The organism is Salininema proteolyticum, from assembly GCF_042685645.1.
GTDB lineage: Bacteria > Actinomycetota > Actinomycetes > Mycobacteriales > Micromonosporaceae > Salininema > Salininema proteolyticum.
The window spans coordinates 2,569,196-2,594,976 of sequence record NZ_JBHUNX010000001.1 but is presented as its reverse complement, the minus strand read 5'-3'; the positions used below and the strand labels follow the sequence as shown (position 1 = coordinate 2,594,976).

The 25,781-nt window shown below is 69.6% G+C and carries 21 protein-coding genes; 13 read left to right on the top strand and 8 right to left on the bottom strand.

The genetic code is table 11. The features are described from left to right. Nucleotides 1-358: 358 nt before the first annotated feature. The gene (gene map, locus ACFTE1_RS12085) at nucleotides 359-1,282 is read left to right on the top strand and encodes a type I methionyl aminopeptidase (RefSeq protein WP_380622945.1); all 924 of its coding nucleotides are present in this window, start codon (nucleotides 359-361) and stop codon (nucleotides 1,280-1,282) included. Between the two features lie 54 nt (nucleotides 1,283-1,336). On the opposite strand, the gene ACFTE1_RS12080 is transcribed toward map, so the two are convergent. From ACFTE1_RS12080 to ACFTE1_RS12060, 5 genes are all read right to left on the bottom strand, one after another. Further along, the gene (locus ACFTE1_RS12080) at nucleotides 1,337-4,144 is read right to left on the bottom strand and encodes an ABC transporter permease (RefSeq protein ID WP_380622947.1); all 2,808 of its coding nucleotides are present in this window, start codon (nucleotides 4,142-4,144) and stop codon (nucleotides 1,337-1,339) included. Then, nucleotides 4,141-4,860 carry an ABC transporter ATP-binding protein gene (locus tag ACFTE1_RS12075; protein WP_380622949.1) on the bottom strand — a complete coding sequence of 240 codons (720 nt, stop codon included), beginning with the start codon at nucleotides 4,858-4,860 and terminating at the stop codon, nucleotides 4,141-4,143. The genes ACFTE1_RS12080 and ACFTE1_RS12075 overlap by 4 nt, the downstream gene beginning before the upstream one ends. A gap of 89 nt (nucleotides 4,861-4,949) precedes the next feature. Continuing rightward, complete coding sequence (locus ACFTE1_RS12070) at nucleotides 4,950-5,546, bottom strand: PadR family transcriptional regulator (RefSeq protein WP_380622951.1); 597 nt, start codon at nucleotides 5,544-5,546, stop codon at nucleotides 4,950-4,952. A gap of 134 nt (nucleotides 5,547-5,680) precedes the next feature. After that, a complete protein-coding gene (locus ACFTE1_RS12065) occupies nucleotides 5,681-6,094 on the bottom strand; it encodes a DUF4439 domain-containing protein (protein ID WP_380622953.1) in 414 nt (137 codons plus the stop codon). Next, nucleotides 6,091-6,495: a hypothetical protein gene (locus tag ACFTE1_RS12060; protein ID WP_380622955.1), complete on the bottom strand. Its 405-nt coding sequence runs from the start codon at nucleotides 6,493-6,495 to the stop codon at nucleotides 6,091-6,093. Before ACFTE1_RS12060 ends, ACFTE1_RS12065 begins: the two co-directional genes overlap by 4 nt. A 170-nt stretch (nucleotides 6,496-6,665) precedes the next feature. Here ACFTE1_RS12060 and rimP point away from each other — a divergent pair, with 170 nt between their 5' ends. The 11 genes from rimP (at nucleotide 6,666) to ACFTE1_RS12005 (ending at nucleotide 19,815) form a co-directional block, all read left to right on the top strand. Then, nucleotides 6,666-7,124, top strand: a complete 459-nt coding sequence (gene rimP, locus ACFTE1_RS12055; RefSeq protein ID WP_380622957.1) for a ribosome maturation factor RimP — start codon at nucleotides 6,666-6,668, stop codon at nucleotides 7,122-7,124. 77 nt (nucleotides 7,125-7,201) lie between these two features. Next, a complete protein-coding gene (gene nusA, locus ACFTE1_RS12050) occupies nucleotides 7,202-8,191 on the top strand; it encodes a transcription termination factor NusA (protein ID WP_380622959.1) in 990 nt (329 codons plus the stop codon). A gap of 148 nt (nucleotides 8,192-8,339) precedes the next feature. Then, nucleotides 8,340-8,687 carry a YlxR family protein gene (locus ACFTE1_RS12045; protein WP_380622961.1) on the top strand — a complete coding sequence of 116 codons (348 nt, stop codon included), beginning with the start codon at nucleotides 8,340-8,342 and terminating at the stop codon, nucleotides 8,685-8,687. A gap of 129 nt (nucleotides 8,688-8,816) precedes the next feature. Next, nucleotides 8,817-11,765 carry a translation initiation factor IF-2 gene (gene infB, locus ACFTE1_RS12040; protein WP_380622963.1) on the top strand — a complete coding sequence of 983 codons (2,949 nt, stop codon included), beginning with the start codon at nucleotides 8,817-8,819 and terminating at the stop codon, nucleotides 11,763-11,765. A gap of 73 nt (nucleotides 11,766-11,838) precedes the next feature. Then, nucleotides 11,839-13,269, top strand: coding sequence for a methyltransferase (locus ACFTE1_RS12035; RefSeq protein ID WP_380622965.1), 1,431 nt, complete (start codon nucleotides 11,839-11,841; stop codon nucleotides 13,267-13,269). Nucleotides 13,270-13,422: 153 nt separating this feature from the next. Further along, nucleotides 13,423-13,719, top strand: coding sequence for a DUF503 domain-containing protein (locus ACFTE1_RS12030; protein WP_380622967.1), 297 nt, complete (start codon nucleotides 13,423-13,425; stop codon nucleotides 13,717-13,719). A 28-nt stretch (nucleotides 13,720-13,747) separates the two neighbouring features. Continuing rightward, nucleotides 13,748-14,185, top strand: coding sequence for a 30S ribosome-binding factor RbfA (gene rbfA, locus ACFTE1_RS12025; RefSeq protein WP_380622969.1), 438 nt, complete (start codon nucleotides 13,748-13,750; stop codon nucleotides 14,183-14,185). Between the two features lie 139 nt (nucleotides 14,186-14,324). Further along, entirely contained in the window at nucleotides 14,325-15,674 is a 1,350-nt protein-coding gene (locus ACFTE1_RS12020) for an MATE family efflux transporter (RefSeq protein ID WP_380622971.1), read from the top strand. Nucleotides 15,675-16,326: 652 nt separating this feature from the next. Continuing rightward, complete coding sequence (gene truB, locus ACFTE1_RS12015; RefSeq protein WP_380622973.1) at nucleotides 16,327-17,211, top strand: tRNA pseudouridine(55) synthase TruB; 885 nt, start codon at nucleotides 16,327-16,329, stop codon at nucleotides 17,209-17,211. A 29-nt stretch (nucleotides 17,212-17,240) separates the two neighbouring features. Further along, on the top strand, nucleotides 17,241-17,870 hold the full coding sequence (locus tag ACFTE1_RS12010; protein ID WP_380622975.1) for a mycothiol-dependent nitroreductase Rv2466c family protein: 630 nt from the start codon (nucleotides 17,241-17,243) through the stop codon (nucleotides 17,868-17,870). A 400-nt stretch (nucleotides 17,871-18,270) separates the two neighbouring features. After that, a complete protein-coding gene (locus ACFTE1_RS12005; protein ID WP_380622977.1) occupies nucleotides 18,271-19,815 on the top strand; it encodes a sodium-dependent transporter in 1,545 nt (514 codons plus the stop codon). Nucleotides 19,816-20,106: 291 nt separating this feature from the next. Here the strand turns inward: ACFTE1_RS12005 and ACFTE1_RS12000 are convergent, their stop codons facing one another. After that, nucleotides 20,107-20,601, bottom strand: a complete 495-nt coding sequence (locus ACFTE1_RS12000; protein ID WP_380622979.1) for a DUF3145 family protein — start codon at nucleotides 20,599-20,601, stop codon at nucleotides 20,107-20,109. 587 nt (nucleotides 20,602-21,188) lie between these two features. On the opposite strand from ACFTE1_RS12000, the gene ACFTE1_RS11995 reads away from it, so the two are divergent. Further along, nucleotides 21,189-21,530: a hypothetical protein gene (locus ACFTE1_RS11995; protein WP_380622981.1), complete on the top strand. Its 342-nt coding sequence runs from the start codon at nucleotides 21,189-21,191 to the stop codon at nucleotides 21,528-21,530. A gap of 89 nt (nucleotides 21,531-21,619) precedes the next feature. Here ACFTE1_RS11995 and otsB read toward each other — a convergent pair whose 3' ends face one another. Together otsB and ACFTE1_RS11985 are read right to left on the bottom strand one after the other, a co-directional pair. Continuing rightward, nucleotides 21,620-24,181 (bottom strand): trehalose-phosphatase, encoded by a 2,562-nt coding sequence (gene otsB / locus ACFTE1_RS11990; RefSeq protein ID WP_380622983.1) that lies wholly within the window; start codon nucleotides 24,179-24,181, stop codon nucleotides 21,620-21,622. A gap of 69 nt (nucleotides 24,182-24,250) precedes the next feature. Beyond that, nucleotides 24,251-25,666 (bottom strand): alpha,alpha-trehalose-phosphate synthase (UDP-forming), encoded by a 1,416-nt coding sequence (locus tag ACFTE1_RS11985; protein ID WP_380622984.1) that lies wholly within the window; start codon nucleotides 25,664-25,666, stop codon nucleotides 24,251-24,253. Nucleotides 25,667-25,781: the final 115 nt, after the last annotated feature.

Here is a 25,781-nt window from a genome sequence, read left to right as displayed (position 1 = left end):
GGCCCTCCTCGCTCACTAGGGAGCCGGTGTGTCGCTTTTCCTCTGCCACGCCGTCCTCTCGGACGGGGCGCTCGACTGCGGTCGCGGCAACGACGCAGGAGCACGACCCGCTCGGCGCCGACGGTGTGGGTAGAGTATCGCGGCCTGGTAGGAGCCGCGAGCACACCGCCTTCCACGCTGAGCGGGCATCAAGCCGCACACCGGCTCGTCATACGTTCCAGATCGTGGAACGACAGCTCAACTCCGTCCATCATCTATGACTCCTGTGCGAATTGCAAGTTCATTAAGGGGTGGCCGGGCCTCCCTGTAGCGGAAGTCTCACAGCTGTTCAGAGGGGCCGGAAGTTACCCTTGAAGGCATGACTGCACGAGCCCCATTGCGGCCTGGCCGCCAGACGCCGAAGCGCACCGTTCCCACCGAGATCGCCCGTCCCGAGTACGTGGGAAAGCCCGCCCCGAGCCCGTTCAGCGGCACCGAGGTCAAGGACGCCGAGACGGTGGAGAGGATGCGCGTGGCCGGACGGATCGCCGCCGACGCGCTCAAGGAGGTGGAGAAGGCCGTCGCGCCCGGCGTGACGACCGACGAGCTCGACCGGATCGCCCACGACTACATGGTCGACCACGGCTCCTATCCGTCCACGCTGCTCTACCGCGGCTACCCGAAGTCCTGCTGCACCTCGCTCAACGAGGTGATCTGCCACGGCATCCCCGACTCGACCGTCCTGGAGGACGGCGACATCGTCAATGTCGACATCACCGCCTTCACCGGCGGGGTCCACGGCGACAACAATGCGACCTTCCTGGTGGGCGACGTCTCCCAGGAGGTTCGCGACCTCGTGGACCGGACCTGGCTCGCCACCATGCGCGCCGTCAAGGCCGTCCGGCCCGGGCGCCAGCTCAACACGGTCGGGCGCGTCATCGAGACCTACGCACACAAGTTCGACTACGGCGTGGTCCGCCAGTTCACCGGCCACGGCATCGGCACGGCCTTCCACTCCGGCCTCTATGTGCCGCACTACGACGAGCCGAGCCTGGAGCGGGAGATCGAGGTCGGCATGACCTTCACGATCGAGCCCATGATCAACCTCGGCGTGGCCGACCACGTCATGTGGGACGACGGCTGGACGGCGGTGACGCGGGACGGGAAGTGGTCGGCCCAGTTCGAGCACACGCTCCTGGTCACCGACGACGGGGCGGAACTGCTCACCTGGCCCAGTGAGGGGCTGCCCGCCGGCACGCCCGAGGGTCGGGAGATCCCCGAGAGGCTCATTCCGAAGGAGTGAGGCGGCCGGCCGCGGCCCGGCGCCGCTTCCGATCGCGGAGGGCGCCGGCCCCGGTCAGCCGACCCTGCGTTCGGAGGGGATCTGGGTCCGGGTCAGCACCCAGGCGGCGGCCATCGCGATGAGGGGGACGGCCACGGCGGTCGTCCCTATGAACACCCACGGCACGTGGAACGGGTACGGCGTCTGGATCGGATAGCGGCTCTCGGCCTGCGCGTTGAGGATTCCCACCAGGACGCCGTATCCGGCGAAGCCCACGACGCACCCGATGCCCGTGCCGATCGCGGAGATGGACGCGGCCTGCCACATCGACAGGTTGCGGCGCATCAGCGGCGAGGAGCCCACCGCTCCGAGCGTGGCAAGGTTGCGGCGCGACTCGATGACCACCAGGCCGGTGGCCACAGCGGTGGCGCCCAGGGCGATCAGGCCGCACGCGAGGGCGGCGAGCAGCACGTAGGCGTTCGGGGCCGACAGCCCGGAGGGGGCGGGAGAGTAGACGCTGGCCTGCCAGCCCTCGTCGGTGTAGGAGTATCCGGCCCTGTCGAGGCGGTCGTTGATCTCGTCCGCCGAACCCTGGTCGATCGCCTCGGAGCTGAGGGCTATCTCGTTGGTGGGGGTCTCGGTCTCCAGCCCGAGCCCGTCCAGGGTCGCGGGGGAGACGGCGAAGGTGGTCGTGCTGAGGTCCGCGTCGGGGAAGACGGCGGCGTCGAGGGTGAAGGGGCGCTGCTCCTGGACTCCCTCCGACTCGGGGTCGTCGTCGGGATAGGTGGTCTGGTCCAGGGTGAGGGTGATCCGGCCGTCCTCGACGAGCTGCTCGTTGGAGACGACGGCCTTCCCGTCCTCAAGGGCCTCGAAGGCCCGGTCGAGCACGGCCCCCTCCAACCCCGTCTCGAGCCCCAGCAGGGCGCGGCTGTCGGTGACGGCGTGCTCGCCGGGGTTGTAGACGTCCCGCTCGGTCATGCGGCAGCGCGGGTCGTCCAGCGCCTGGGCCTGTTCCTCGTCGGTGAGCGAGTCGAGGTTGGGCACGTCCCACGGGCACATGTTCGCGCTCGGCACCGACACCTCGACGTTGCACTGCGCCGTGTACCCCTCTCCGGGCGGGGCGCAGACGACGAAGTTGCGGTCGGGGGTGAACTCCGCGTCGGGGACGACCTGCCGGACGATGTCGCGGACCTCGTCGCGGACCGCACCGTACTCCTCTTTGGAGTAGTCGCCGACGCGTTCGGGATCGCCGGAGTTCTTGGCTATGTAGATGCTCAGGACGTTGTCCTCGGCGGGCTCGGTCCAGATCCCGGTGTCCCGAGCCGCGTTGGCGGCGGCGAAGGAGCTGATCAGGAGGCCCGCTCCGACGACGGCCATGATGGCGGTGACGGCGGGCGCGGCCGTGCTGCGGTTGCGCGCCGTCTCGCGCAGGGCGATGCGCGGGGTCACCGGCAGGCGCGAGGCGAGGCGGCCGACTCCTGAGACTATGCTCGGCGTGCAGCCGATGAGCCCGAACTGGACGGCCACGATGCCGACCATCGAGAGCACCACTATGTCGACGGTCATGCCGACGACGCCGGCGATCATGCCGACGGCGACTACGGCCAGCCCGGCGAAGAGCCACAGCCGCTTGACCTTGGGCTGCGTCATGTGGCCGCTGACGGCGGCCGCGACGTTGACCCGGGAGGCGGAGACGGCGGCCGTCAGCGAGGCGAGCATGCCGGTCCCTATGGCGGCCACCACCGCGGTGGCCTGGAGCGAGGGCCAGAAGTCGATGGACGCCGCACGCCGTCCGAACCACTCCTCGGACAGGGAGACGATCGCCAGGGCGAGGCCGGACCCGAGGAGCAGACCGATGACGGCGGCGACGGCCCCTGAGACGAGTCCGCTGGTCAGCACCGCCCACCGCAGTTGACGGGGCGTGGCGCCGTTGGCGCTCATGACGGCGTAGTCGCGGATGCGGCGCTTGACGCCGATCGTGTAGGCGGGCCCGGCCAGCAGGACGACCTCGATGACGGCGAAGGTGGCCAGGAGGATCGCGGCGATGACGCTCCGGCTGTCCCCGCCCCCGTCGTCTCCGCCCGCCGCCTCTGCGGCGCTGGAGATGGCGGGGGAGTAGGCCGTGTACCCGTGGGAGTTGAGGTTCTCGAGGTCCTCGTCGGTGACGGGGGTCGAGAGGTCGACCAGCCAGGAGGGGATGACGGGGTCGCCGACCTCGGCGGAGAAGTCGTGGGGTCCGAAGACGAAGTTCTCGTAGAGCGCGCTGGGCCGCTCGACCACGGCGGTGACCGTGTACTCGTCCAGGGTCTTGCCCTGTCCGTACCGGATCTTGGAGCCGGGGCGCAGGTCGAATTCCCGGGCCACCGACCGGCTGACGGCGACCTCGCCGGAGCGGTCGGGGGCGGTTCCCTCGGTGATCTCGAAGGGGCCCCGGTTCAGGAGCGGGTCGTCGAGGTCGTAGGCGTAGGCGGTGGCGTCGAGGACCTCTTCCCCGTGCTCGACGCGGCCCAGGTCTCCCCCGGAGTACGGGTCGTAGGGGGTGATTCTCTCGATCGCGGGGAAGATCTCCTCCAGCTGGGTGCGGCGCTGCTCGGGCGTCAGGCCGTGCTCCGGGCCCGCCTGCGTGTAGCCGCTGTCGAAGGAGGTCCCGTCCTGCTTGTCCGTCGCCTTGTAGGGGGTGGAGGTGATGAGCGCGTCGGTGTCTCCCAGAGTGAGGCGCGCCTCTTCCGCGGGGGAGTTGTCGAAGGTCGCCCATGTGGTCGCGGCGAAGGAGACGACGGCGAGCGGGAGCACCAGCATGGCGATGGTCAGGGCCGTGCGGGTCTTGTTCCGGGCGGCCTCCCGCAACGCCAGGCGCAGTGCCAGGCGGAAGGTCGCGATCATAGGGTGAAGTCCTCCAACAGGGAGTCCACCGAGGGCAGCGGGTCGGAGCTGTCGACGATGGTCCCGTCGCGGAGGAAGAGGATGCGGTCGGCCCATCCGGCGGCGCGCGCGTCGTGGGTCACCATGATGCCGGCGGCGCCGTCCTTGCAGCGCGACTGGATGGTCTCGAGGATGTCCATGCCGGTCGTGGTGTCGAGCGCGCCGGTGGGCTCGTCGGCGAGGATGAGGCGGCGAGGCCCGATCAGGGCCCGGGCTATGGCGGCCCGCTGGGCCTGGCCCCCGGAGACCTCCTCGGGGAACTTGTCGGCCTGGTGGTGCACGCCCACCTCGACCAGCGCGTGCATGGCCTCCTCGCGGGCGGCGGAGACCCGCTTGCCGTCCAGTTCGAGCGGCAGGGACACGTTCTCGAGGACCGTCAGGGAGGGAATGAGGTTGTAGTCCTGGAACACGAAGCCGACGTGGTTGCGGCGCACCACGGCCAGGCGCGACTTGGTCAGGCTGGCCAGGTCGGTTCCCTCGACCTCCACCGACCCCTCGGTGGGATGGTCGATGCCGCCGGCGAGGTTGAGGAGGGTGGACTTGCCCGAGCCGCTGGGGCCCATGACGGCCACCAGCTCGCCCGGTTCGACGGTGAAATCGATGCCCGAGAGCGCGGTGACGGCTCCGTCGCCTTCACCGTGGATCCTCGTGACGCCGCGCATGCGGAGGACGGACATGATGCGAATGACCTGCCTTCAAAGGGGGGAGAGACACGGGGCGGCGCGCGGCGCCGCCCCGGCGTCGATCGTGGAGTCCGGGGCCGGCCCTATCGGCGCGAGGCCGGGGCGCGGGTCTCCTCGGACTCGGGCTGGGCGGGAACGCCCTTGGGCTCGATGGGGCTGAGGCTGTGGCGCGGCGTGCGCGCGATGACGGCCTCAGTGTGGTCCAGCCACCGGATCTCCGCTTCGGCGCGGTAGATCATGGACTCCAGGACCAGGATCCACGCGAGGTCGTCGGAGTGCGTGGCGTTCTTCAGCCTGGTGTACTCCTGCAGGGTGCGCAGCGTCGAGACGCGCTGCTTCTGCAGGACCGAGGCGATGTCGACGCCGGGGGTGGTCACGGCGAGCGCGACCTTGATGGCGAGTTCGTCGCGGGTGTTGTCGATCGACTTGACCGGCGAGGAGAACCAGGCCTCCAGGGAGCCCAGGCCCCCCTCGGTGATCTCGTAGAGGCGCTGGCCCTGGTCGTTCTCCGGCAGGGAGTTGACCAGTCCGTCGCGTTCGAGCCGTGCGAGGGTGGTGTACACCTGGCCGATGTTGAGGGGCCAGGTGGACCCGGTCGTGTATTCGAACGAGGCGCGGAGCTCATAGCCGTAGGCGGGCTTGGCCTTGAGCAGCGCCAGAAGTGAGTACTTGATGCTCATGAGCGTTCCTCCGAAATAGTGTTATAAGCAGTATCGCACGGTCGCCGTAAATACTGAGTACACGACCCGGCCCCTCTGTGTCAAACAGGATATGTGATTCTCATGACTAATTGTGAGGCGGGGTCGCAAGGCCGTCAAGGTCTCTCCCTGCCCGGCCAGGGGTTCTCGATCGACTTGCCAAGGCCCGCTTTCAGAAGCGCCCCGTTGGCGGCGCAGCGGCGCAGGCTCGGGACGCAGACCTCGCGGACCGGGGACTCCGCGGCGCACCCGGAACGGTACACCGCGGCGGTCCGACGCTCCACCGACACCAGGAAGTCCCCGGCGCCGGAGTCGTTGGCGAGGTCGTAGGCGGACTCGGGGGCCGGGACCTCCCAGCCCTCGTCTCCGTAGAGGTCGAAGAGCTCGGCACGGGCCTCACGGTGGCGGGCGAGGACGCCCCGGGCCGCCTCGGCGGCGCGCTCGTCGAGTCGGGGTATGAGGGTCTCATAGGCGTAGATCGCGGCGTACTCCGCGCTCACCGCCCGGTCGAGGATGTCATGGTCGCTCATGTGGTGCGCAGCGTTTCTACGTGGGCGCCGCGGCAGGCGGCGATCTCGGACAGCAGGACGGCGTATCCCTCTTCGGCGGAGAGGGCGGCCTCGGCGGCCAGGTCGGCGTGTTCGGACTCGGCCTCGGCGAGGGCGGCGTCGTCCAGGGCCTCCACGGCGGTCGGCTCGGGCTCCGGGCCGGCGAGGATCCGGTTCAGGGTCTCGATGTGGGCGGTGTGGTCGGAGGCCACCTCCTCCAGGCCGAGGCGCTCGGCGGCGTCTCGCAGGCCCAGGGCGGCCTGGAGGGCCTCGGTCAGGCCCTCGTCGGGAATCTCCGGGGGCTCGGCGGCGGGACCGCAGGCGGCCGTCAGTCCGACGGCGGCGGTCGCCGACACGGCGAGCAGTGTTCGTCTAGTAGCCACGGCACTATTTTCGCAAGTGCGGTCTCGGCCTGCGACAGCGGCCGCTACCCTCGATAGGCCGGGAACCGGTCGCCGCGTGTCGGCGTCCCCCGACCTGGGGATCCTCCCGGCCCGGCCCGCCGGAGAGCGGGGTCGGAACGACTGGGACGCACAGAATAAGAGGGGAGCGCATGGGAGAGGTCACCGCAGAGCGGCTGAGGGAGATCGTCGAGCCGGCCGTCGAAGAGGCCGGGTACGACCTGGAGGACTTGGAGGCCAAGAAGGCCGGGCGGCGGATCCTGCTGCGGGTCGTCATCGACGGGGACGGCGGAGTCGGCCTCGACGACATCGCCGAGGTCTCCCGGAAGGTGGGCAAAGTCCTCGAAGGCGCCGAAACGACCGGTGGATTGTTCGCCGAGGCCCCCTATACTCTTGAGGTGTCCTCCCCGGGCATCGACCGCCCGCTGACCCTGCCGCGCCACTGGCGCCGCAACGAGGGCCGGCTGGCGACGGTGAAGGTCGGGGAGGAGCGACTCGAGGGACGGATCGTCTCCGCCGGCGAACGGGGGATCGAGCTGGAGACCGAGGCGGGCGTCCGCTCCCTCGAATACGGCGAGATGGGCCCGGGGAAGATCCGAATCGAGCTGTGACCGGCGGACGCCGGCACCACGACGTACAACACACCGGCCGCCGACCGCGGCCGGTGCCGAATATCTAAGGAGTTCAGGTGCACATCGACCTGGCGGCGCTGAAATCGCTGGAGAGCGAGAGGGACATCCCTTTCGAGACCATCATCGGCGCCATTGAGACCGCCCTGCTGACCGCCTACAAGCACACCCCCGAGGCTGACGAGAAGGCGCGTGTGGCCGTGGACCGCGAGACCGGCATAGCCGCCGTCTTCGTCCCCGTCTACAACGATGACGGCGAGGTCGTCTCGGAACGGGACGACACCCCCGAGGGATTCGGCCGCATCGCCGCGCAGACGGCGCGCCAAGTCATCCTCCAGCGCCTGCGCGAGGCGGGGGACGAGGTGACCTACGGCGAGTACTCGGGGCGCGAGGGCGACATCGTCACCGGCGTGATCGAGGCCGACAGCCTCCACAACAAGCGCGGCATGGTGATGGTCAACCTCGGCAAGATCGAGGCGCAGCTGCCGATGAACGAGCAGGTGCCGGGAGAGAAGTACGAGCACGGCAAGCGCATCCGCGGTGTCGTGACGCAGGTCAACAGGACCGCCCGGGGCCCGCAGGTCACCGTCTCGCGGACCCACCCGGCCCTGGTGCGGAAGCTCTTCGAGCTCGAGGTGCCGGAGATCGAGGAGGGCAGCGTGGAGGTCAAGTCCATCGCCCGCGAGGCCGGCCACCGCACCAAGATCGCCGTCCACGCGACCACGCCGGACGTCAACGCCAAGGGCGCCTGCATCGGCCCGATGGGGTCGCGCGTGCGTGCGGTCATGAGCGAACTGGGCGGCGAGAAGATCGACATCGTCGACTGGAGCGAGGACCCGAGGGTGTTCGTCGCCAACTCCCTCTCCCCGGCCAAGACCACCTCCGTGGAGGTCGTCGACGAGGACAACCGCTCCACCGCGGTCGTCGTCCCCGACTACCAGCTGTCGCTGGCCATCGGCCGCGAGGGGCAGAACGCGCGCCTCGCCGTGCGCCTCACCGGATGGCGCATCGACATCAAGTCGGAGTCCGATGTAGCGAAGAACACGTAGTCCGATTTCGACTCCGTGCGGGCGTTCCGGGGCCGACCGGAGCGCCCGTTCGCGTGTTCGAAAGACGGGATATAGAGGGATGTGATCGCGGCCTCGATGTCCTCGCAGCTCAAAGGGCCTCAAGGTGAACGGTCCCGGAAGGAGCGAGATGAAACAGACAAAAGGGGCCGCCCGCGTCCGTTCGCCAAGGGAGGAGGTAGACTTGCCAGTGGTTCGTAACGCCAGGCCGATCCGCACGTGTGCGGGCTGCCGGAAGCGTACAACGGCTGACCGGTTGTTGCGCATTGTCGCCGACCCGACCAGTCGGACAGGTGGAGAGCCCGTTCGCCTGCTGCCTGATCCGAAGCGCCGCCTCAGCGGCCGAGGAGTCCATGTTCACCGCAGTGGTCAATGCCTGGAACTGGCATTGCGAAAGCGTGCTCTGGGCCGGGCCCTGCGGGTCGAGGGGAAGGTCGACGCCGGTGCGGTACGAACGTTCTTCGACTCGGAGGCCTAGCCTCCCGTACACGAAGCAGGTAACAGAAATGCAGACCGCCCAATGAACGCCGCATGAGCATGAGGCTTCAAGAGGACGAGTGAGGTCGCCGGGGCAGCCCCGCGCGACCTTGGATGATAAAGGAGTGCTGTGGCAGCTAAGCCCCGCGTACATGAACTGGCCAAAGAGCTGGGAACCACCTCGAAGGAGGTGCTGGCCAAGCTCAAGGACATGGGTGAGTTCGTCAAGACCGCATCGAGCACGGTAGAGGCCCCTGTGGCCCGCCGTCTGCGTGACGAGTTCGCCGGTTCGGCCGAGGGCGCGTCCGACGCGCCCGCCAAGAAGGCGGCCAAGAAGACCGCCAAACCCGCCGCGGAGAAGAAGAGCGAAGACGCCGAGAAGCCGGCCAAGCCGCGCGGCGCCGCCCCTTCCCCGGCGAAGGTCGCCCAGACCAAGACCACCAAGGCCTCGGCCGCGAAGACGCCCGCCAAGGGCGGGGCCAAGCCCGGTCCGCCGAAGCCGAAGGGCCCCAAGCCGGGTCCGAAGCCCGGGCCGCGCGGCGGTGGAGAGGGCGCCAAGCCCGCCAGCGCCCGCGACATCGAGGTGGCCGCCGAGCAGGCCCGCGCCGAGCGCCTCAAGCGCGACCAGGAGGAGGCGGCCAAGCGCGCCGCCGAGGCCCAGCGTCGCGGCTCCGAGGCCGCCAAGCCCGGCCCGAAGCCCGGTCCCGGCCCCAAGCCGGGCGGCGGCGGAGCGCCCAAGCCGGGCCCGAAGCCCGGGCCGCGCGCGCCCAAGCCGGGCGGACCGCGCAACCCGTTCGGAATCTCCGGTGAGACCGAGCGCGCGCCCCGTCCGCCGAAGGGCGGCTCCGAGGGCGGCGAGCGCTCCGGCGGTCCGCGCCCGAGCCCGCGCATGATGCCTCCGCGCCCGAACCCGAACATGATGGCCGGGCGTACCAACAACCGCGACGGCGGCGGACGCGACAGCGGCGGTGGCCGCGGTCGCGGTGGTCGCGGTCGCGGACGCGGCGGCCCGGGCGGCGGCGCCGGCGCGCAGCAGAGCAATTACCGCGGCGGCTACTCCGGCGGCGGTCCGCGCGGAGCGGGCGGCCCGCAGTCGGCTCCCGCCCCCTACCGCGGCGGCGGAGGCCGCGCCGGCGGTGGCGGCAAGGCGCGCGGCGGCGGTGCCGCGGGCGCCTTCGGAAAGGGCGGCCCGAGGGGTCGCAGCCGCAAGTCGCGTCGTCAGAAGAGGCAGGAGTTCGACAATCTGTCGGCCCCGAAGATGCAGTCGGGCGCTCCGACCGGTCACGGCCAGGAGATCCGCCTGCCGCGCGGCGCCTCGCTGTCGGACTTCGCCGACAAGATCGACACCCTGCCGGGCACCCTCGTCCAGGAGATGTTCTCCCTCGGCGAGATGGTGACCGCGACCCAGTCGGTCCCCGACGAGCTGCTTCAGCTGCTCGGCGAGCACCTGAACTTCACCATCTCCGTCGTCAGCCCCGAGGAAGAGGACAAGGAGCTGCTCTCGCAGTTCGGCATCGACCTCGAGAAGAACAACTCGGAGATGGCCCCGCGGCCGCCGGTCGTCACGGTCATGGGCCACGTCGACCACGGTAAGACGAAGCTGCTGGACGCCATCCGCCACTCCAACGTGGTCGACGGCGAGGCCGGCGGCATCACCCAGCACATCGGCGCCTACCAGGTCTCGGTGGAGCACGAGGGCGAAGACCGCGCCATCACCTTCATCGACACCCCGGGCCACGAGGCCTTCACTGCCATGCGAGCCCGCGGTGCCAACGTCACCGACATCGTCATCCTCGTGGTGGCGGCCGACGACGGCGTGATGCCGCAGACGGTGGAGGCGCTCAACCACGCCAAGGCCTCCGGCGCCCCGGTCGTGGTGGCGGTCAACAAGACCGACCTGGACGGCGCGAACCCGCAGAAGGTCCGCCAGCAGCTGACGGAGTACGGCCTCGTGGCCGAGGAGTACGGCGGCGAGACCATGTTCGTCGACGTGGCGGCCAAGCCGCGCATCGGTATGGACAGCCTCCTGGAGGCCGTCCTGCTGACCGCGGACGCCGCGCTCCAGCTGGAGGCCCCGCAGGCGGGCAACGCCCAGGGTGTGGCCATCGAAGCGCACCTGGACAAGGGCCGCGGCCCCGTCGCCAGCGTCCTGGTCCAGAAGGGCACCCTCCGGGTGGGCGACTCCATCGTCGCCGGCGCCGCCTACGGCCGCGTCCGCGCCATGCTGGACGACCTGGGCAACCGCGTCACCGAGGCGACCCCGTCGTTCCCGGTGCAGGTGCAGGGCCTCGCGTCCGTGCCGATGGCCGGGGACGTCTTCCTGGCCGCCGACGACGACCGCACGGTCCGCCAGATCGCCGAGCAGCGCCAAGCGCGCCGCCGCGCGGCCCAGCAGGCCGCCCGCGTCGGACGCGCCACGCTCGAGAACCTCATGGACAAGATCGCCGAGGGCGAGCGCACGACCCTGTCGCTCATCATCAAGGGTGACGGAGCGGGCTCGGTCGAGGCCCTGGAAGAGGCCCTGGTCGGCCTCGAGGTTCCGAACGACGTCCAGCTGCGGGTCATCCACCGCGGCGTCGGACCCGTCACGGAGAACGACGTCAACCTCGCTTCGGCGGGCGACGAGACGGCCGCGACCATCCTGGCCTTCAACGTCCGCGCCGAGGGCAAGGTCAAGGACATGGCCGACCGCGAGGGCGTCGACATCCGGTACTACTCGGTCATCTACCGGGCGATCGAGGAGATCGAGTCGGCCCTCAAGGGCATGCTCAAGCCGGAGTACGAAGAGGTCGAGATCGGTTCGGCGGAGATCCGCGAGGTCTTCCGCTCCTCCAAGTTCGGCAACATCGCGGGTGCCCTGGTCACCAAGGGCCTCCTGCGGCGCAACGCCAAGGCGCGCCTGGTGCGGGACGGGGCCACGGTCATCGAGACCGAGCTCTCCTCGCTGCGCCGCTTCAAGGACGACGCGACCGAGGTCCGCGAGGGCTTCGAGTGCGGTTTCACCTTGAAGAACTACAACAACATCGAGATCGGCGACGTCGTCGAGGTCTACGAGATGCGCGAGAAGCCCCGCGAGTAGCAATGGGCTTCACAGGGGCGGCGGTCTTCGGGCCGCCGCCCCTTTTTTCCGTAGCGACCGTCCGGGGAGAGAGATGGAACTGCTGAGCGACGCCGAGGCCCTTCTCCTGAAGGAGTCCTTCGAACGCAACTACGCTGCCGAGAGCCGCTATGAGCGCTTCGGGACAGGGCTGGAGCCGGCCGCGCGGGGCGACTACCGGGCGCTGCTGGCGGTCCTGGAGGACGATCCGCAGTCGGTGTGGACGGCGCTCTTCGACGCCGGTCTCGCCGTCGAGGAGGGGCCCCTGGAGCGCGCCCTGGCGCCCCTGCCGCTGGAGGCGGCCCGCCGGTGCGGAATGGTCACGCCGGAGGGCGCGGCCGGCTGGGGGCTGGAGTCGGACCCCGAGGGCCGTGCCGTCTTCTCCGACCAGCGCCACGGCATTTCGGGAGCGCGGGGCAGGGAGCACGTCCTCGGCATAGGCGGCGCGTCCCGGCTGCTGCGGGACGCCACCCTGACCTCGCCGGTCGACAGCGCGCTCGACATCGGCACCGGCTCGGGGGTGCAGGCGTTCCACCTGGCCTCCGCCGCCCGGTCGGTATGCGCCACGGACCTCTCCGAACGCGCCCTGGCCTTCGCACGCCTCAACGCCGTCGTCAACGGGCTGGAGGCGGAGTTCTTGCGGGGCGACCTGCTGGAGCCCGTCGCGGGGCGGACCTTCGACCGGGTGGTGGCCAACCCGCCCTTCGTCATCGCCACCCCCGGCGACGGCTGGACCTACCGGGACGGCGGGCGAGAGGGCGACGGCATCGCGGCCGAGCTGGCCGCCGCCGCGCCCCAGCTGCTGAACCCCGGCGGGACCCTGCAGTTCCTCGCCAACTGGCTGCACGTGGAGGGGGAGGACTGGAGGGACCGCGTCGCCTCCTGGATTCCGGAGGAGGACGTCACGGCCTGGATCGTGCAGCGCGACGCGGTCGCCCCGCTGGACTACGTCCGGACCTGGCAGCGCGACGCGGGCGACGAGGACCCGCGGCGGGCGGCCGCCTGGCTGGACTGGTTCGACGAGCACCGCGTCGAGGCCGTCGGCTTCGGCTTCGTCAACCTCAAGCTCACTCCCGGGCGTTCGGCGGTGCGCGCGGACTCTGTCGCCCAGGCCGTCGAGGCGCCGTGGAGCGCGCGCGTGGCGGAGGTCCTGGCGCGGCTCGAGGCGCCGCTGGAACCGGAGGACCTGTGGGGCGCGGCGCTCCGCGTGGCCGACGGGGTCCGGTTGCGCCAAGAGGCGGAGGTCGGGGAGTCGGGCTGGGAGGTCGGCCGCCAGTGGATCGAGCAGACCCGCGGGCTCCGCCTGGCCGAGGAGCTGGATCCGCTGCTGGTGGAGTTCCTGGCCAGCTGCGACGGCACGGTGCCGGTCGGCGGGATCGTCGGCGTCTTCGCCGAGGCCTATGAGAGCGAGTCCGGCCTGCTGTACGCCTCGATGTTCCCGGTGCTCAAGCACCTTGTCGAGCGCGGTTTCCTGGTCGGGCCGTAGGCCGTCGGGGAAGGCCCGCCGGGGGCGGCGACCGTCGTGGGCGCTCCCGCCGGGGTGTCCGGTCCGTCATCGGGCCCGCCTTCCCCGCGCGGTCCTGCCCGTATGGCGTATATTCGCTTGTCGTCGGCCGTCCGCCCGTCCTACGATCTACCGATGTTCTGTGGAACCTTGGAATTCGACATCCTGCTCCCCGGCGACTCGCAGTCGCTCAAGGCGAAGCGGGCCTATGTCCGCCCCCTGGTCGCCCTGTTGCGCAAATACGACGTGGCGGTCTCCGAAGTGGGCGACCATGACCTCTATGGACGCGCCCGGATCGGCGCGGCGGCCGTCGCGGGCGACAACGCGCACGTCGCAGAGGTCCTCGACCGCTGCGAGCGCGCCGTCGCCGGGCGGGTGGAAGTACAGTTGTTGAGCACGCGCAGGCGTGTCTTCGGCCCCGAGGACGAGTAGGGCCGGACGATCACCAGAAGGAGCCATCATGGCAGACGAAGCTAAGCAGGCGCAGGTGGCGGAGCGCATCCGCACGCTGACCGCGACGGCGGTGCGGGGGTTGAAGGACCCCCGGATGGGCATGGTCACCATCACCGACGCCCGGATCACGCCGGACCTGCGCGAGGCGACGCTCTTCTACACGGTGCTCGGTTCGGACGAAGAGGTCAAGGACACCGCCGCCGGCCTGAAGAGCGCCACCGGCCACCTCCGCACCGTCGTGGGAAGGGCCCTGGGCATGCGCAACACGCCCAGCCTGACCTTCGTGGCCGACACCGTGCCCGAGCACGCCGAGCGCATCGAGAGCCTCCTGTCGGAGGCCCAGAAGCGCGACGCCTCGGTGGAGCAGATCCGCGAGAACGCCGGGTACGCCGGCGAAGAGGACCCCTACCGCGAGCCGCGGACGAAGGACGAGGAGTCCGAGTAGCGGTCGCGGCCGCGGACTGCCGGGATCGGCGGGGCCATCGCTCCCTCCGACTCCGGCGGACCCGGACCGGCGGAACACCGCGTTCGAATCGGCGTTCCGATCCCGGAAGGCCCGGACCGACGGGAGCGTTGAAGCCTCTGTGACATCCCAGCAGCAAGAGCGGAAGCCGGCGCCGGAAGGCGCCGGCTCGGCCGTGTCCCTCCGGCGCATCGTCGCCCTCTCCCTCCCCGCGCTCGTCGTGCTCGCCGCCGAGCCGATCTACATGCTCATCGACACGGCCGTGGTCGGCCACCTCGGGGCCCGCCCCCTGGCGGCCCTCGCCCTCGGCACCACGGTCATGGGGCTGGCGGCGTGGATCGGCGCGATCCTCGCCTACGGGACCACCGCACGCGCCGCGCGGCGCTACGGTGCGGGAGACAGGGCCGGAGCGGTCGCGGAGGGCGTCCAGGGCACGTGGCTGGCGCTCATCGCCGGCGCGGTCATGGTCGCGGGGGTGCAGGTCTTCGCCGGTCCTCTCTCCCATGCGCTGGCCGACGACCCGGTGGTCGCCTCGGAGGCGGAGCGGTGGCTGCGCACCGCGATCTTCGGCGCGCCCTTCCTGCTCGTCACGGCGGCGGGCCAGGGGTGGATGCGGGCGCTGCAGGACACCAAGCGCCCCATGCGCTTCGTGGGTCTGGGGTTCGCCGTCGCCGCGGTGCTGACGCCGACGCTGGTCTACCCGGCGGGACTGGGCCTGCACGGATCGGCGATCGCCAATGTGATCGCGCAGGCGATCGCCGGAAGCCTCTTCCTGTGGGCCCTCCGGCGCGAGCGGGTTCCGCTGGCGATCCACCTTCCGCTGATGAGGAGGCAGCTGACGGCGAACCGGGACCTGCTGGTCCGGGGAGCGGCCATGCAGGCGTGCTTCATCTCCGCCACGGCCGTCGCCGCCCGTATCGGCGCCGACGCCCTGGCGGCGCACCAGATCGGCATCCAGTTGTGGTACGCGATCGCACTGGCCCTCGACGCGGTGGCCATCGCGGCGCAGGCGCTCATCGGAGCGGACCTCGGCGCGGGCAACACCGTGCGGGCCAAGGCCACCGCGAAGAGGCTGACCTGGATCGGCCTCGGGTACGGCGTGGTCTTCCTGGTGGGGTTGGCGGCGACGTTCTGGTTCCTCGGCGGGCTGTTCACCTCCAGCGGGGCGGTCGTCTCCCAGCTGGGGCACGTGTGGGGCTGGATGATCGTCCTGATGCCGGTGGCGGGCGTGGTCTACGCCCTCGACGGCGTGCTCATCGGCGCGGGGGACCTGCGGTTCATGCGCAACATGAACGTGGCGGCGGCGGTGTCGTGGCTGCCGTTCACCTGGCTGACCCTCGCCTTCGGATGGGGCCTGTCCGGAATATGGGCAGGGCTCACCTGCTTCATGGCGGTGCGTCTGGTCTTCATCGTTTGGCGCATGTACCAGGGGACTTGGCTTGTGGCCGGAGCCGATCTGAACGCCCGTTAAAGTTCGCATTCCATAATGCGGGAATCCTGTTCCGCCGGAACTTAACGGCGATTAGGGTATGGGGCATGCGTACGGTATCGATTCTTGTTAGCCGCGACGAGTTCTGACGCAGCCGGCGCCTCGTCGCGGAGTAGTCCATCTTGTTGGCTGCCGCGACTTTCGCTACTTCGACCAGTAGCCATCGCGGAGGCACACGTCCCGCACCCGGGGCCGTCCTCACTCTCACAGCCGCCCGTATGCGGACCACCGCACCGGGCCATCTCATTTCCCACACGGAATTCCCGCCGTTCCACACACCCATAGGGATCGCTGTGTGTGCATTTCGCGATTCCTTCCCGCACTGAGATGTAGAGGTAGCAATCATGTTCGAAGAGTCCCGCACCAAGTCCGCCGAGTCCGACCCGCGCGAGGAGTTCCGCCGCGCCATGCAGGAGTCGCTGGAGCGGCACGAATAGGCCGCGGAGGCGGGCGCCTCCGGCGCCCCACCCGTGATTCCCCGGAGGCCGGGAGAACGGTCCCCCTCGGGGAGAACGCGACACGGACCTCGCGATACCCCGGACGCCGGAGGAACGGACCTCCGCCGGGAGAGCGCGACGCGGAGCGCGGCGCCCTCGGAGGCGCCGCGCTCCCCACGCCGTTATCCTTGAGGCTTGTGACTGACGAAGCCGGATTCGCCATAGTAGACAAGCCGCAGGGCATCACCTCGCACGGAGTCGTGGCGGCCATGCGCCGCCTCCTGGGCACCCGCAAGGTGGGACACGGGGGAACGCTCGACCCCATGGCGACGGGCCTGCTGGTGGTGGCCGTCAACAAGGGCACCAAGCTCCTGACCTACGTCTCGGGGCTGGACAAGACCTACGACGCCACCATCCGACTGGGCGAGGCCACCTCCACCGACGACGCCGAGGGCGAGACAGTGGCGGTGAAGCCCGCCGGAGACGTGTCCGAAGCGGCCGTCCGCGAGGCCCTGGCGGCCCAGACAGGCGAGATCGACCAGGTCCCCTCGTCGGTGAGCGCTGTCAAGATCGACGGCAAGCGGGCCTACCAGCGAGTCCGCGACGGCGAGGAGGTCGTCATCAAGCCCCGGCGCGTCCGGATCTCCGCCATCGACGTCCACGCCGTCCGCCGCGAAGGCGAGTTCACCGACGTGGACGTCACCGTCGCCTGCTCCTCGGGCACCTATATCCGCTCCATCGCCCGCGACGCCGGCGAGGCGCTGGGCGTCGGCGGCCACCTGACGGCCCTGCGCCGCACCTCCATCGGCCCCTTCCGCCTGGACCGGGCCAAGACCCTCGGAGAGCTCGAGGAGGCGGGGAGGGCCGACCTGCTGCCCATGGGGTCGAGCGCGTCGCTTCTCATGCCCTCGTTCACCGTCTCCGCCGACGAGGTCCGCCGGCTCGTCATGGGCCAGAAGATCCGCGCCCGCGGAGAGGGCGGCGTCTACGCCCTGGTGGACGACTCGGGCGACCTGGTCGCGGTCGGACGCGACAAGGGGGAGAGGGTCAAGACCGAGATCGTCGTGGCGCGGCAGGTTTAGTTGTCCGGCCAACGAGTTAAGCTTTGGGCATGACGGACAAAGTGAGCATCTACTTCGACCCCGCCTGCCCCTTCGCCTGGCTGACCTCCCGGTGGCTCATCGAGGCCGCCGAAGTCCGGGACCTGGAGATCGAGTGGCGGGTCATGAGCCTGTACCTGCTGAACAAGGACAAGCTCGACGAGATACCCGAGTTCTACGCGGACCTGCTGCCCCGCACCCGCCCCGCCGTGCGCCTGGCGCAGGCGGCGGCCGAGAGGCACGGCAACGAGGCCGTCGGCCGCCTCTACAGCGCGCTGGGGGAGTACATCCACCGCCAGGGCATGGAGGACGCCGGAGAGTACATCCCCCGGGCCCTGGCCGACGCGGGACTGCCGGAGGAGCTGAAGGACCTCGCCTACGGCGAGGAGCACGACGAGGCCCTCCAGAAGTCCCACGACAGCGCCATGGGCCTCGTCGGGCAGGACGTCGGCACCCCGGTCATCGCGGTGGAGGACGAGGAGGGCAAAGAGGTCGGGTTCTTCGGGCCCGTCATCTCCGACGTCGTCCGCGGCGAGCGTGCCGGCCGCATGTGGGACGGCGTCCTCGCGCTGGGCACGATGCCGGAGTTCTACGAGCTCAAGCGCACTCGCGACCGCGAGCCGAACGTGGCCGCCTCCTGAAGCCGCCGTCGGCCGGACCGCTCCGGCCGAATGCCGGTATCCCCGTGCGCCGGCCCCGCCCGGCCCTAGACTGAAGAACGCCCCGGACCGCAGGTCCGGGGCGTTCTTCGTTCGTGACCGAGGATCCCGGATGGTGGGAAGAAAATGCACTACCGTGAAGTACGGCGAGGTGGATCCGTAATCTCTGAGGCCGCCCGCAGGGAGGGAATCGATAACGCATCGATAACAAGGACTTGTGCGTTCACCTCCGGATGAGTACCTTTTAGGGTACTTGTGAGTGCCCTCACACTGTGTTATCGAAGCTGTTCATAATGAACGCAAGGCGATCCCTTGTCGGCGAGAACGGAGGCGGCCCACCGCCCCCGCCCGGATTGGCCCTGCCTCGATTGGGAGTGACAAAGTGACTGGAAGTGTACGCGAAACCTGGGGGAGCCGTGCCGGGTTCCTCTTGGCGGCCGTCGGCTCGGCCATCGGCCTGGGGAACATCTGGCGGTTCCCCGGCGAAGCCTATGAGAGCGGCGGAGGCGCCTTCCTCATCCCGTGGATGGTGGCCATCCTGACCGCCGGCATACCCCTGTTGATCCTCGAGTACACCATCGGGCACCGCTCCCGGAAGTCCGGTCCCTCCGCGTTCCGCTCCATGAGCAAGAACGCCGAGGGCATCGGCTGGTGGCAGGTGGCCGTGGCCATCCTGCTGGCGACCTTCTACGCCTCCATCCTGGCCTGGGCGGTCTCCTACACGTTCTTCTCCGTGACCGCCTCGTGGGGCGACGAACCGGGCGCCTACTTCACCGAGTTCCTCAACGTCAGCGGAGAGGTCTACCAGTTCGGGGAGTTCAACTGGGGCATCTTCGGCGCCCTCGCCGGCGTGTGGGTCGTGTCGCTGGTCATCATGGCCGGCGGAGTCCGCAAGGGCGTGGAGCTGGCCAACAAGGTCTGCATCCCGCTGCTGGTGGTCCTCTTCGGCGCCCTGGTCGTCCGCGCGGTGACCCTGCCCGGCGCACTGGACGGCCTGAACACCTTCTTCACGCCCGACTGGAACGCCCTGGGCGACTACCAGGTCTGGGTCGCGGCCTACGGACAGGTGTTCTTCTCCCTCTCGATCGGTATGGGCACCATGATCGCCTACGCCTCCTACCTGCGCAAGAAGTCGGAGCTGACGATGACGGCCACGACGGCCGGACTCGCCAACGCCTCCTTCGAGCTGCTGGCCGGCATCGGCGTGTTCGCCGCCCTGGGTTTCATGGCCTACAACTCCGGGGGACCGGTCATCGACGAGCAGAACCCGATCGTCGGCGGCGGCCTGGCCTTCGTCACCTTCCCGACGATCCTCAACGAGATGCCGGGCACCGAGCTGTTCGGCTTCCTCTTCTTCGGCTCGCTGGTCGTGGCGGGCGTCTCCTCGCTGATCTCCATGCTCATCGTGCCGCTCGCGTCCTTCCAGGACCGCTTCGGCTGGGACCGCAAGAAGACCGTCCTCGTCATCGGCATACCGATGGCCCTGGTCTCCCTCGCGGTCTACCCGACCCGCAACGGCCCGATGATCCTCGACGCCGTTGACCAGGCCGTCACGCCCTACGGACTGGTCATGGCCGGCCTGGCGTCGATCATCGCGGCCTTCGCCAGCGGCAAGATCGGCCGACTGGCCTCCGACGCCAACCGCTACTCGATCCTGAAGCTGGGCGCCTGGTGGTACGCCTTCCTCGGCATCACCGCCGTGGTCCTGGTCTACATCCTGCTGTTCAACCTGGTTCCGGACCAGATCGACTGGTACCTCAACCCGAAGGAGGGCAACACGCTCTCGCCCGACCAGGTGCTCATCACCTGGAGCGTGGGCGCCGCCAGCATCCTCTTCGGTCTGGTGATGGGCGTGGTCATGCGCAACAAGCCCGTGCCGCAGACGGACGAGGACCTCGAGAACGCCGAGGAGGAGGCCTCCGCCTGAGCTCGTGGGGGCGGCGGTCCGGCGACGGGCGGCCGCCCCGCGGGAACGGGGAGCCGAGTCCGGCCGGTGTCCGGGCCGACTCGAGTCCCGTCGGCGGACCGGGCCGTCCGAACGCAGAACGAGGGCCGGCTCCCCAAGGGGCGCCGGCCCTCCTCTCGGCTCTGCGTCCCGGCCGCGTCGCCGGCGGGCGAACCTGTATCAGGCCTGTCCACCGACGACGGACACAGAGTAACGGTTTACCGTGGTACACATCGGAAAGTCATTCGGATCGCGGATGGCGAAGGCCCGGCCTCAGGAGACGTGGGCCAGCCAGGACTGCTCCTGCTGGTGGCCGGACTCGCGGTACGGGGCGAGTTCCTGCTCCCACTCCAGTCCGAGCAGCTGGTGGAGGCCGCTGCGCAGCGCTTCGGCGCTGGTGGTCGTGGCCATCAGCGCGCGGATCCTGTCCTCGGCCACCATGACCGAACCGTCGGCGCTCATCGCCGCGCGGTACACGCCCCGCTCAGGGAGGTACATGATGCGCTCACCGTCACGGCCCTCGGAGGGCTGCTCGGTGATCTCGAAGCGGAGCATGGGCCACTGCATGAGGGCGGAGGCGATCTCGGCCGCGGCGCCGGGCTCGGCGACCCAGGCGCGGGAGGCGCGCATCGCGCCCTTCTCGACCGGCTGCGGCGCCCAGCCGAACTTGACACCGGTCACTCCGAGGACGCGGCCGATCGACCACTCCACGTGCGGGCATACGGCCGCGGGGCTGGAGTGGACGTAGATCACTCCTCTAGTCGACATGGCTGCACCTCCTCCGGAGTGCGTATCGGTAGCGGTATGTGCCTGCGGGGTTCGGGGTTCGTCCGGTCACATGGATCGCGACGTCAGGACCGTACGGGAGACGCTACCCGGAGCGGCGGGAGGGTGCACCGGAATATCCGGTTCGGCCCGTGGTGAAGTCGTTCGCAGGGTACGCGATTCGGTTCTGACGATCCACTCCATTACATCTTGACAGTAATTCCCCGCTCGCGCCAGACCGAAACTGCTCAAAAGTCCGATTTTTTTCCGTTCCGGGACGAAACGCGGCCGGAGAATGCGGCGCGGAAGTGTTCTCAGTCTCCTTCGCCTGTGCCACCGGGAATAACGCCCCACCTCGCCATGTTGGACCCCGCGGGCATGAGATACAATTGCCCGGCCGGTTCTGTGGTAGACGCCCGATGGAGGGGTCAATGGCGTGCGGTGAGAGCCCGCAGCACCGAGCGGCCCAGTTTTCTCCGGCCCGAGCGTCGGAGTGAGGCATCAAGCCGGATTCCCCGACCCACGGGACGATCCGGGGCGGCGATCCGGCAAACGAACGTTTTATCTGAATTCTGATTGGGGTGACTGGCGTGGCCGCAAACACGTCCAAGACAGCGCGCGCTTCCGTTAAAGCGGGGCAGGCAAAGGGTAACGGCGGACTGAGCGTCCTCGGCGAGTTCAAGTACCTTATCCCGCTCAACCAGGGCAAGCACGTCTACCTGCGCAACATCACCGACGGCCGTACCCTCCACCTGGAGGTCGGCTCGGAGAAGTTCAACGAGGCTCTGAAGACCCAGATCGAGGCCGGTCACGGTGACAAGATCAAGAGCGAGATCGAGGGCTTCGTCAAGGACCTGCCCGAGCAGGGCTGGGACGCCACGCTGAAGTCCCTCGACGAGGCCGGCGTGTTCGGCGAGGCCGTCGCCGCCTGAGTCTTGACAGGACGCGACTGACAGCCTCCCGGCGCTAGTCGTAAGGAGAAGGGGATCCCCGACGGGGATCCCCTTCTTTCTTGCCGTCGTCAGCTTTCCAGCAGGCGCGCCACCCGGATCAGCCCCAGGTGGGAGTAGGCCTGCGGGTGGTTGCCCAGCCCGTGCTCGGCGATCGGGTCCCACTCCTCGGAGAGCAGTCCGGTCGGGCCGGCCGTGGCGAGGATCTGCTCGAACAGCTCCTCGGCGTCCACGCGGCGGCCCAGCTGGACGAACGCCTCGGCCAGCCACGCCGAGCAGAGCGTGAATCCGCCCTCGTGCCCGGGGAGCCCGTCGTCCTTGAGATAGCGGTAGACCGTCGGCCCCTTCCGCAGGGCGGCTTCGGTCGCGAGCACGGTCTTGAGATAGCGGTCGTCGTCGGGCGCCAGCAGCCCCGAGAGACCCACCCACAGGCTCGCCGCGTCGAGGTCGTCCGAGCCGTAGGCGGCCGTGTAGGCCCCCACCCGGTCGTTCCAGCCCAGGTCGAGCACGTTGGAGGCGATCGCGTCCCGCAGCTCGGGCCAGTGCGCTTCGCCCTCCATCCCGAACTGCTCGGAGAGCTTGATGGCTCGGTCGATCGTCTGCCAGCACATGACCTTCGAGTACACGTGGTGGCGCGGCGCCTGCCGCTCCTCCCAGATGCCGTGGTCCGGCTCGTGCCAGCGCTTCTCGACGGCCTCCGTCATCTGCCGCATGATCGTCTGCTCGAACTCCGTCAAGTGCCCGCGGCGGTGCGCCACCGACTCGACCAGGGCGGCCACCGGGCCGAAGACGTCCAACTGCACCTGCCTGTTGGCGGCGTTGGAGACGCGCACCGGGCGCGAGCCGGCGTAACCCGGAAGGGTCGGGATGACCGCCTCCGGACCGGGAGCGTATCCCTCGACGTCGTAGAGCGGGGCGAGCCGCTCGGGCTTGCCCCCGGTGCGGGAGAGCACCCCCGCGGTCCAGTCGAAGAACTGCTCGGCCTCTTGCAGGCTTCCCAAATCCACCAGCGCCTGCGCCGACAGGGCGCCGTCGCGGATCCAACAGAACCGGTAGTCCCAGTTGCGCACCCCGCCCAGCTCCTCGGGGAGGGAGGTCGTCGCCGCCGCGAGGATCGCCCCGGTCGGCTGGTGGCACAGGGCCCTCAACGTCAGCGCCGAACGGCGCACCATGTCCGGCTCGTTGCGGCCCACCTTCAGCGAGTCCGACCAGTTGCGCCAGGCCGCCTCCGTCGTCCGCCGCCGGACCATGACCGGGGTGCCCCACTCCTGGAGGTCGTCCACGCCGCAGCGCAGCTCCAGCACCAGCGGCCCCTCGCGCTCGGACAGGTCCACCGCCGCCCGCGCGGTGTAGTGCTCGCCCTCCTTGTCGATCGTCCACTCGATCCCCGGGCTGCGCAGCACCAGCGGCTCGTTGCCGCCCAGCACCATGATCCCGTCGCCGACCGGCTGCAGCTGCACCGGAATCTGCCCGAACTCCGGACGCGGGGCGAACTCGATCTCCACCGGCACCGAGCCCGACAGCTCCCGCACCACGACGGTGGCGTTCAGGTCGCCCCGGCGCCGGGGCGTGGAGTCCATCCAGTCGGTGACGGTCAGGCCCGGCCAGCGGGTCTCGACGGTCATCGTGCCCGCCCGGTAGCGCTGCCCCAGCGGCAGCCCTTTGGCCGCCGGCTGGACCGTGAAGTGCCCGGCCGGCTCGCCGCCGAGCAGGTGGGCGAAGACCGCTCCGGAGTCGGGGCGCGGGTGGCACATCCACGTCATCCGCGCGTCCGGCGTGATCAGCGCGTGGTTGGCGCCGTCGGCGATCATGGAGTGGCGCTCGATCTGGGTGGTCGACTCGCCGCGCAGCCACCGGGCGCGCAGGTCCGCCACGCGGGCCAGCAGCTCGGCCACGTCCTGCGGGTCGCCTATGCGGAACTCCGCCTTGGAGTCGCCGTTGCCCACTTTGATGCCCACGTCGGGGCCGTGCAGGCTGGCGAAGGCGTTCTCGTCGGTGACGTCGTCGCCGACGAAGAGGACCGCACTCGCCCCCAGCTGGTGGCGCAGGTGGTCCAGGGCGTCGCCCTTGTGGGTGGAGACCACCGACAGGTCCAGGACGGCCTTGCCCTCCGTCATCTGCACGCCCGGCCAGGTCGCCGGGCCTTCGGTGACCGCGGTGCCGGCCAGCTCCGCGTCGTCCTCCGACGCCTCGCGGGTGTGCAGGGCCGCTCCCGCGGGCTTGACCTCGACGCGCACGCCGTTGTAGCGCGCCGCGATCGAGTAGAGCTCGTTGGTCATCTTCTCGAGAGTGCGTCGGTCCGCCTCACCGAGCCGGTCCTGGAAGTCCACGTCGAACTCCGAACCGTGGGAACCCACGAGGTACACCTCTGCGGGAAGGCGCGAGAGCGCCGCCAAATCCCGCAGCGCCCGGCCGGAGATGACGGCCGAGTGCGTATCGGGCAGGCTTGCCAGCGACCGCAGGGCCGTCACCGACTCGTGGATCGGCTTGGCTTGGCTGGGGTCGGTGACGATGGGCGCCAGAGTCCCGTCGTAGTCGCACGCGACGAGCAGGGTGGGTACCCGGCTAACAGCCTTGAGCGCCTCGGAGAGCGACTCGCGGGCGGTCTTCTCCGGCTGCTGCGAAACGGACATAAATTCATCTCCATGACCAGATGTTGCTGATATGTAATCTATTTGTAACTATAACGTTCCCACTGTCCGTCACCGGGTCTCGTCCGTCGCGGATTCCGGGACGCCCAACGCGGTGAGGAAGCCTCGCGCCCAACGGTCCACGTTGTACTCCTTGAGGAACGATCGCATCTTCTCCATGCGCTCGCGCTTCTCCTCCTCGGGCGCCGTCACAGCCGTCATGAACCGCCGCTTCATCTGGGTGATGTCGTACGGGTTGACCCGGTAGGCCCCCGACAGCTCGCCCGCGGCCCCCGCGAACTCGCTGAGCAGCAGCGCCCCCGAGTCGTCGATCCGGGCCGCGCAGTACTCCTTGGCCACGAGGTTCATCCCGTCGCGCAAGGGCGTCACGGCCATGACGTCCGCCGCCCGGTACAGGGCGGCCAGCTCGTAGCGGTCGTAGGACTGGTGCAGGTAGTGCACGGCGGGCAGCCCGACCTTTCCGAAGTCGCCGTTGATGCGGCCGACCTCCCGCTCCACGCGGTGGCGCAGCACCCGGTACTGCTCCACCCTCTCGCGGCTGGGAGTCGCGACCTGCACCATCACCGTCTCCGGAACGGACATCGACCCGTCCTCGAGCAGCTCGCGGTAGGCCTTGAGCCGCTGTTCGATCCCCTTGGTGTAGTCGAGGCGGTCCACGCCCAGGATAAGGGTCTCCGGATCCCCGAGTTCAGCGCGTATCTCCTTGGCGCGCTGGGTAACCCGCGCACTCGAGGCAATCGACGTATTGCCCTCCGTGTCGATGGAGATGGGGAAGGCGTCGGCGCTGACGTGCCTTCCGTCCACCGTGATCAGATGCCCCTTCGGCTCGTACTCGGTGACCGTCTCCACCGCCTTGAGGAAGTTCTCCGCCGCCAGGGGCCGCTGGAAGCCGATCAGGTCGGCCCCGAGTACGCCCTCCAGGATCTGCCGCCGCTGGGGCAGCTGCATGAACAGCTCCACCGGCGGGAAGGGGATGTGCAGGAAGAACCCGATCCTGAGGTCGGGGCGGCGCTCGCGGAGCATGGCGGGGACCAGCTGGAGCTGGTAGTCCTGGATCCAGACGACGGCGCCCTCGGCGGCCTCGGCGGCGCAGACCTCGGCGAAGCGCTCGTTGACCTCGCAGTAGGTCTTCCACCAGGAGCGCCGGAAGACGCTCGGCTCGACGGCGTCGTGGTAGAGCGGCCAGAGGGAGGCGTTGGAGTACCCTTCGTAGTAGGCGCGGACCTCGTCCTTGGACAGCTCCACGGGCAGAAGGCGGACCCCCTCCGAGTCGACGGGGCCGGGGGTGGCCTCCGTCGTCCCGGCCCAGCCGATCCACGTCCCGTGGTGGTCCCGGAGGACCGGTTCCAGGGCGGTCACCAGGCCGCCGGGGGAGCGCACCCACTGGACCTCGCCGCTCTCCTCGTCGACGGAGGCGTCGATGGGGAGGCGGTTGGCGACGACTATAAATGCAGCTTTGCTGTGCATGTGATTCCCTTCTTTGGGGATGAGGATAGCGTGCCCTCCTGGGGAGGTGAACCACTCAAGAGGCGCGTTGGCACAGGCGGAGCGGGCCGGCGCACCCTCTGCGAGTATGGAACGC

Bases quoted from the DNA above. Each gene is read 5' to 3' on its own strand.
- ACFTE1_RS12010 (WP_380622975.1), top strand. From the start codon at position 17,241: ATGACGGACAAAGTGAGCATCTACTTCGACCCCGCCTGCCCCTTCGCC.
- ACFTE1_RS12075 (WP_380622949.1), bottom strand. From the start codon at position 4,860: ATGTCCGTCCTCCGCATGCGCGGCGTCACGAGGATCCACGGTGAAGGC.
- map (WP_380622945.1), top strand. From the start codon at position 359: ATGACTGCACGAGCCCCATTGCGGCCTGGCCGCCAGACGCCGAAGCGC.
- ACFTE1_RS12080 (WP_380622947.1), bottom strand. From the start codon at position 4,144: ATGATCGCGACCTTCCGCCTGGCACTGCGCCTGGCGTTGCGGGAGGCC.
- ACFTE1_RS12030 (WP_380622967.1), top strand. From the start codon at position 13,423: ATGTTCTGTGGAACCTTGGAATTCGACATCCTGCTCCCCGGCGACTCG.
- ACFTE1_RS12035 (WP_380622965.1), top strand. From the start codon at position 11,839: ATGGAACTGCTGAGCGACGCCGAGGCCCTTCTCCTGAAGGAGTCCTTC.
- ACFTE1_RS11985 (WP_380622984.1), bottom strand. From the start codon at position 25,666: ATGCACAGCAAAGCTGCATTTATAGTCGTCGCCAACCGCCTCCCCATC.
- ACFTE1_RS12045 (WP_380622961.1), top strand. From the start codon at position 8,340: ATGAAACAGACAAAAGGGGCCGCCCGCGTCCGTTCGCCAAGGGAGGAG.
- otsB (WP_380622983.1), bottom strand. From the start codon at position 24,181: ATGTCCGTTTCGCAGCAGCCGGAGAAGACCGCCCGCGAGTCGCTCTCC.
- rbfA (WP_380622969.1), top strand. From the start codon at position 13,748: ATGGCAGACGAAGCTAAGCAGGCGCAGGTGGCGGAGCGCATCCGCACG.
- rimP (WP_380622957.1), top strand. From the start codon at position 6,666: ATGGGAGAGGTCACCGCAGAGCGGCTGAGGGAGATCGTCGAGCCGGCC.
- ACFTE1_RS12065 (WP_380622953.1), bottom strand. From the start codon at position 6,094: ATGAGCGACCATGACATCCTCGACCGGGCGGTGAGCGCGGAGTACGCC.
- ACFTE1_RS12000 (WP_380622979.1), bottom strand. From the start codon at position 20,601: ATGTCGACTAGAGGAGTGATCTACGTCCACTCCAGCCCCGCGGCCGTA.
- ACFTE1_RS12070 (WP_380622951.1), bottom strand. From the start codon at position 5,546: ATGAGCATCAAGTACTCACTTCTGGCGCTGCTCAAGGCCAAGCCCGCC.